The sequence below is a fragment of the Providencia sp. JGM181 genome (assembly GCF_018257375.1).
Lineage (GTDB): Bacteria > Pseudomonadota > Gammaproteobacteria > Enterobacterales > Enterobacteriaceae > Providencia > Providencia lanzhouensis.
Map to the genome: position 1 here is coordinate 1 of NZ_JAERJY010000181.1, position 6,002 is coordinate 6,002.

5 protein-coding genes are annotated in these 6,002 nt (G+C 40.3%); all 5 read right to left on the reverse strand.

Annotated elements, in window-relative coordinates:
• Nucleotides 1-470: 470 nt before the first annotated feature.
• Nucleotides 471-1,355 carry a protease HtpX gene (htpX, locus tag JK188_RS16000; protein ID WP_211885751.1) on the reverse strand — a complete coding sequence of 295 codons (885 nt, stop codon included), beginning with the start codon at nucleotides 1,353-1,355 and terminating at the stop codon, nucleotides 471-473.
• Between the two features lie 190 nt (nucleotides 1,356-1,545).
• Nucleotides 1,546-2,301, reverse strand: coding sequence for a cell envelope biogenesis protein TolA (locus JK188_RS16005; protein ID WP_132496030.1), 756 nt, complete (start codon nucleotides 2,299-2,301; stop codon nucleotides 1,546-1,548).
• 224 nt (nucleotides 2,302-2,525) lie between these two features.
• Nucleotides 2,526-4,571: a carboxy terminal-processing peptidase gene (gene prc / locus JK188_RS16010; protein WP_211885753.1), complete on the reverse strand. Its 2,046-nt coding sequence runs from the start codon at nucleotides 4,569-4,571 to the stop codon at nucleotides 2,526-2,528.
• A 19-nt stretch (nucleotides 4,572-4,590) separates the two neighbouring features.
• A complete protein-coding gene (gene proQ / locus JK188_RS16015; protein ID WP_132496032.1) occupies nucleotides 4,591-5,277 on the reverse strand; it encodes an RNA chaperone ProQ in 687 nt (228 codons plus the stop codon).
• 110 nt (nucleotides 5,278-5,387) lie between these two features.
• Nucleotides 5,388-5,870 (reverse strand): GAF domain-containing protein, encoded by a 483-nt coding sequence (locus JK188_RS16020; RefSeq protein WP_211885755.1) that lies wholly within the window; start codon nucleotides 5,868-5,870, stop codon nucleotides 5,388-5,390.
• Nucleotides 5,871-6,002 lie beyond the last annotated feature (132 nt).

A 6,002-nucleotide genomic window follows, 5' to 3' on the forward strand; every position in this document is an offset into this window, starting at 1 on the left:
GTAAATAATCTTCAGAAATTAATGGCAGGCTATTAATTTTAGCTAACCGTAAATATGCAATATTACACGTGGTATTTATTTTTTTATTCACATGATTTAACGCCAATAACGCGTATATATCTTTCTAACTTTATTTAGATTTAAATAACCCCAAAGGAGTATTTAGCCTATTTACTCAACATTTACTCAATAAATAAGCGTCAATACCTATAAAATAGTCGTAATTTTTAAACTGAGGGTTTAATTCGATTCAATCTGAGTGCCGGTTTCTTTCAGTATATTTATTTAACTCTCTTCAGCATAAAATACCCGTCACTTTTCTTTTACTAGCACACTGCTTTACTGGCACTATTCGCTGAAATAGTTAGATAAAATGATAAATTGAATACGGCAGGAGTAGTGGTAGGATGAGTAAATAAAAAAGGGAAACATGATGTTTCCCTTTCATTTTATCGTATTAACATCGTAGGCTATTTCAGATACTGGCCTGAACGTAATGCTTCAATACGTTTATCTAATGGTGGGTGAGATAAAAACAGTTCGCTAAATGCTTTACCACGACCATTGATACAAAATGCCATCAAGCGCCCTTCTTCTTGCGGTTCATAGCTTGTTTTCAGGCGTTGCAGTGCAGCAATCATTTTCTCTCTGCCGACTAATTTGGCAGAGCCTGCATCCGCGTGGAACTCACGATGACGAGAGAACCACATCGTAATGATGCTCGCTAAAATACCAAACACGATTTCTAATACCATCGAAACGGCAAAATAAACCATTGGGTTACCATTGCTGCTTTCACTTTCATTGTCATTGTTGTTTGACATAAAGCCAGCCGCAACTTGCGCCAAAATACGTGAAATAAAGATAACGAAGGTATTCACAACACCTTGCAATAAGGTCATGGTAACCATATCACCGTTAGCGACATGGCTGATTTCATGGGCAATAACTGCTTCAGCTTCATCACGGCTCATGTTTTCCAATAAACCCGTACTTACCGCAACCAAAGAAGCATCACGGCGTGCGCCCGTTGCAAATGCGTTGATATCCGGTGCATGGTAAATTGCCACTTGTGGCATTTTGATACCGACTTGCTGGGACTGACGGCTAACAGTGTTAACTAACCACTGTTCCATCTCATTACGTGGATGTTCGATAACTTCCCCACCAACGGACTTCAGCGCCATCCATTTGGACATGAGCAGCGACACAAATGCGCCACCAAAACCAAACAATGCCGCCATGATCAGCAGACCTTGAGCACTACTTCCACGTATCCCGGTTAAACTTAAAATAATCCCGAACACAAACATAACAGCTAAGTTTGTGAGCAAGAATAAAGCAATTCTCATCATTTTTTATAGGTTCCTTGGTCAAAACAAACATCACGACAAATTTACTTCATAAATAAGGTTTTTTCACACCATTTCAAGCCCATTAACAGGAAAAAGTCATAAAATAACATATCTTTACACACAGCAATAAAAAATGCCGTTTTAATAAACGGCATTTAAATGATAACGATAAGGCACTACGAGAAAATGATCAGCTCACTTTACCTTTAGTTGGTTTGCCTTTAGAAACTTTTGCGGTTGTTTTTGCTGCAGCTTTAGCTTTGTCGGCTTTTGCTTTATCCGCTTTTGCTTTGTCTGCTTTCTCTTTTGCTGCTTTGGTTTTGTCTTTCTCTACCGCTTTAGCTTTGTCGGTTTTTTCCTTCACCGCTTTAGAGGTTTCCTTCTCTTTAGCCTTGGCTTTATCTGCTTTTTCTTTCACTGCTTTTGCAGATTCTTTGTCGGCAGCTTTCGCTTTGTCTGCTTTCTCTTTTACGGCTTTAGAGGTTTCTTTGTCAGCAGCTTTGGCTTTATCCGCTTTCTCTTTTACAGCTTTAGAGGTCTCTTTCTCTGTTGCTTTTGCCTTATCTTTCACCGCTTTCGATGTTTCTTTCTCAGCAGCTTTTGCCTTATCAGTTGCTTTTGATGCTTTATCTTTTGCAGTTTTACTCATGTTGTCACCTGTCTCTTTGATAGAATCTACCGCAGATGGTTTGCTGGACTGCTTTGCCACACCCGCCCCAATACCTGCACCAATACCTGCACTTTTATTGATTGAGTTTTTTAGCTCATTTGTACAGACTTGCTCTGAACGACTGGTTGTTCCGTCATTACAGATAAATTGCCCGCCATCACAACGAGCAATTCCGCCTTTAGCGCCTGAACAAGGGTAGTTACTTGCATTCGCAGAACCCATTGACGACATCATGACCGCCATGACAGTTAATAAACCTACAGATAATTTACGCATTGCTTTGCCTCATTAATAAGGGATATTACTAACTGAAGTGTAGGATATTTTTGAAAAAGCGAAAGAAAACCTACTATTTTTTTGAACAAAAATTTAGGTTTAGTTGAAACCGAGACTATAAATAAAATACTAAATAAATTAAATCATTTTCAAATCAATAAATTACAAAATCAATAGATATAAAAAAGCCAGCTTACGCTGGCTCTAGAAAATACTTTTTATTTTTACTGCTTGGCACCAGAAAGCATCTTAGTGTTTTGATTCGAAAGGTCTATTGCCATTTTCACCGTTTCATCTAAATACGGATCTGGCGCTTCGTAATCTTTCGGTAAATCATCAATCGACTTCAATAGCGGTTTACCAAGTTTTGCATTGCGTTCATTAATGCGTTTTAGTTTGGTCGCATCAATTTCATTATCTTCTTTCTGACGCTGAGCATAGTTCAGAGAAATCAGATTCTTTGTCGCTTTCAATGACTTGTAACGCGCAATATCTTCATCGATATATTTGAACTCAGGGTCAACACTGATACGGGCTAAATGCTTGGTTTTAATCGGAGATAAATCAGCGTTAATGTCCCCAGATTTAGTGTAATTCGCAGCCGGGATGCTATCCCAAGGCAATGCGTTATCTTCAAAGCTTTCACCTGTTTCTGCTGGATCTTGCCCTGTTGGCATAACCACATCTGGAGTCACACCTTCACGCTGAGTACTTCCACCATTAACCCGATAGAACTTCTGAATAGTGTATTGCACTGAACCTAATGCTGGCCATTCTGGTTTTAGCATTTGGTCATAAACACGGCTTAAACTTCTGTGCTGCTGTACCGTTCCTTTACCAAAAGTCGGTTCACCCACAATTAAAGCGCGACCATAATCTTGCATTGCTGCAGCAAAAATTTCTGATGCAGAAGCACTAAAACGATCAACCAGAACAACTAATGGACCTTTATAATAGATAACATCATCGTCATCCGCATCTTGGCGAACTTGACCATTGTTATCACGAACTTGAACAACCGGTCCTTTATTAATAAACAGCCCAGATAATGCGACTGCTTCTGTTAATGCCCCACCGCCATTACCGCGCAGGTCAATAATCAGAGCCGAAACATTCTCTTTCGCCATTTTTTGCAATTCAGTTTTGACATCGTTGGTCAAACCAACATAGAAACCTGGAATATCTAATACGCCAACTTTCTCTTTACCTTGCTGTTTGATAGACAGTTTTACTGCTCTATCTTCCAGTCGGATCTGTTCGCGAACAATTGTCACGATACGTGGCTTAGCACCTTTCGTATCTGAAACAACTTCTAAACGAACTTGGCTACCTTTTGGCCCTTTGATTAATGCGACGACGTCATCTAAACGCCAACCCACGACATCAACAATAGGTTTACCAACTTGACCAACACCAATGATTTTGTCGCCGACTTTTAGCTCTTTGCTTTTAGCCGCAGGACCACCCGCAACTAAAGAATTAATTGTCGTATTATCATCATCTTGTTGTAACACGGCACCAATCCCCTCAAGGGATAAACTCATTTCTGAGTTAAATTGTTCAGTGCTACGAGGTGATAAATAACTGGTATGTGGGTCAATTTCGCGAGCAAACGCATTCATAATTAATTGGAATACGTCTTCGCTTTGTGCCTGAGATAAGCGTTTCAATGCAAAATTGTAACGCTTAGTCAGTTTGTCTTTGATCTCTTTGTCATCTTTGCCCGTTAATTTCAAACTTAACCAATCATAGCGGACTTTTTGGTCCCATAAACGGTCTAGTTCTTCTTTATCCTTCGGCCAAGGTGCTTTAGTTCGATCAACCTCAATAGAATCCGTCGCGTTTAAATCAATCGGTTGATCTAAACGCGCCAGCGCATATTTGAAACGTTCAAAGCGACGTTGCTGAGAAAGGTTATACAGGTCATAGAACTTATCTAACTTGCCATCTTCAAGCCATTCGCCCGTTTTTGCTTTATCTTTTGCATACTGGTCAACATCGGATTGAAGTAAAACATTATGTCCGTAATCAATCATATTGAGATAACGGTCAAATATTTTCCCAGAAAACTCTTTGTCTAAATCGAATTGACGATAGTGAGAGCGCGTAAAACGTGATGTCACACGCTCACTCACGGTTCCGTGCTGTGTATTCTGCTTTAAAAGAGGTAACTGAGCAGCAGTGACCGGAGTCACTGCCTGAGTATTAGCTATTGCGGTGCCGAAAGTCGCGAGACTCACAACAAATGCAACTTTGAGTAATTTGTTCATGACCTGAGTGACCTCCGTATCAGAACTTTAAATGTTCCGCGCGCACAATCATTGCCAGACCAGATGGCAATTGAACCCTAACACCATCTTTGGCAATTTCCAGCACAGAGGCATCCATCATACTGCTACCCACTTTCACTTTCAGAGTCTGACCGACTTTCAGTGTGTTGATATCAGTAACTGATTTCAAATTTTCTTCGGCTGGATTGCTACGAGGTTTTTTCGGAGCTGTATTTTGTGGGCGTTCTTTTTTGTCTGATGGACGGCGACGAGATAAGTTCTCTTTGTTCGCATCATTTTGACGAGGTGCTTTGTCGCTAGGCTTTTTCGCAGCAGGACGCTTTTGCGTTTTTTGTTGCTCTGCGCGTTGCGCTTGGACTCTCGCTTTCGCTTCAGCTAATTGTTGACGCGCATGGGCAATGTGCTCTGCATCTAATTCACCGCAGTCATCTCCATTTAAGTCAACACGTTTTGCGCCTTCTTTAACACCGTAAAGGTAACGCCAGCTAGAGGTATACATGCGTAACGCTGAACGTAATTGCGTTTTGCTAATACCATCTTCTTCGGTTAAGTTCCCTACGATATCTTGAAAAATTCCGACTTTAAGCGGACGTGCTTCGCCTTCAGCGATAAAACAGCGTGGAAAACGCTCTGCCAAAAATGCGATAACTTCTTTACTACTATTCAACTTAGGTTGATTTTCCATGAAATTTCCTGATAACAACGATTTTGCCAACCTCACGGGCATGAACAAGCGGACATTATAATCGTGTTGCTGACAATTGCCACGTTCCTATTGATTTTACATACCAATAATTAATAATATTTTGGTATAGAACACATCGCCAAGTGCTGGCATAACTGGTCTGTAAGGTATTGAAGCCCTTTTTCATCTTCTTCGTCGAATTGGCCGATATTTGGGCTATCGATGTCTAAAACCCCAATTATCTTGCCATTTACACATAGAGGGAAGACGATTTCCGAGTTACTTGCCGCATCACACGCGATGTGACCTGGAAAAGCATGCACATCTTCCACACGCTGAACTCGCGCTTCGGAAAATGCAGCACCACAGACGCCTTTATTGAACGGGATCCGTACACAAGCGATTTTACCTTGGAATGGACCGAGAACCAGTTCCTTTCCATCACTCAAGTAAAAACCAACCCAGTTGATACCGGATAAACGTTCAAATAATAACGCACTGCTATTTGCCAAACTGGCAATTAAATCATACTCTCCAGCGATAAGTGCAGATAAACTATCTGAAAGTTCGTGATAATACTTCTTTTTATCCATATTTATTTTCAGTTATACGTAAACAAGTAAAAAAATATTAGTAAGCGTAGACCGTAGGTTAGCAAGTTGTCACTTTTACGTAAATTTTTTTACACTAGATTACAAGCAAATTAATTCATACAATCAATATAT

Excerpts from the sequence above, each read along its gene's own strand:
- htpX (WP_211885751.1), bottom strand. The coding sequence starts at position 1,355 with ATGATGAGAATTGCTTTATTCTTGCTCACAAACTTAGCTGTTATGTTT.
- JK188_RS16005 (WP_132496030.1), bottom strand. The coding sequence starts at position 2,301 with ATGCGTAAATTATCTGTAGGTTTATTAACTGTCATGGCGGTCATGATG.
- prc (WP_211885753.1), bottom strand. The coding sequence starts at position 4,571 with ATGAACAAATTACTCAAAGTTGCATTTGTTGTGAGTCTCGCGACTTTC.
- proQ (WP_132496032.1), bottom strand. The coding sequence starts at position 5,277 with ATGGAAAATCAACCTAAGTTGAATAGTAGTAAAGAAGTTATCGCATTT.
- JK188_RS16020 (WP_211885755.1), bottom strand. The coding sequence starts at position 5,870 with ATGGATAAAAAGAAGTATTATCACGAACTTTCAGATAGTTTATCTGCA.